Below are 432 nucleotides of genomic sequence, written 5' to 3' on the forward strand. Positions count from 1 at the left end.
CTCGACATGATCGAAGCCGAAGTCGCTGTACACGCTCATGGCGAGCGTATTGAAAGCGATCGACTCGCTGATGAACTGGTCTTCCGTACAGAAAATGTGTGCGTCGTCCTGCACGAACCCGCGCACGCGCATCAAGCCATGCAGCGCGCCCGACGATTCGTTGCGGTGGCACGAGCCGAACTCCGCGTAACGCAGCGGCAGATCCCGATATGAGCGCAAGCCGTGGTTGAACACCTGCACGTGACCGGGGCAGTTCATCGGCTTGATCGCGTAGTCGCGCTTTTCCGATTCCGTCGTGAACATATTTTCACGATAGTTCTGCCAGTGGCCCGACGCCTCCCACAGCGACCGGTCCATGATCATGGGCGTCTTGATCTCCAGATAGCCGGCGTCGTTCACGCGGCGGCGCATGTACTGCTCGACCTGCTGCCA

1 protein-coding gene is annotated in these 432 nt (G+C 59.7%); it reads right to left on the reverse strand.

Annotation, left to right across the window (positions count from 1 at the left end; genetic code table 11):
- Nucleotides 1-432: aminoacyl--tRNA ligase-related protein (locus SB753_RS34915; protein WP_410804602.1), on the reverse strand; the 432-nt coding region annotated here is incomplete at both ends.

This window comes from Paraburkholderia sp. SIMBA_053 (assembly GCF_046534895.1).
Classification (GTDB): domain Bacteria; phylum Pseudomonadota; class Gammaproteobacteria; order Burkholderiales; family Burkholderiaceae; genus Paraburkholderia; species Paraburkholderia caledonica.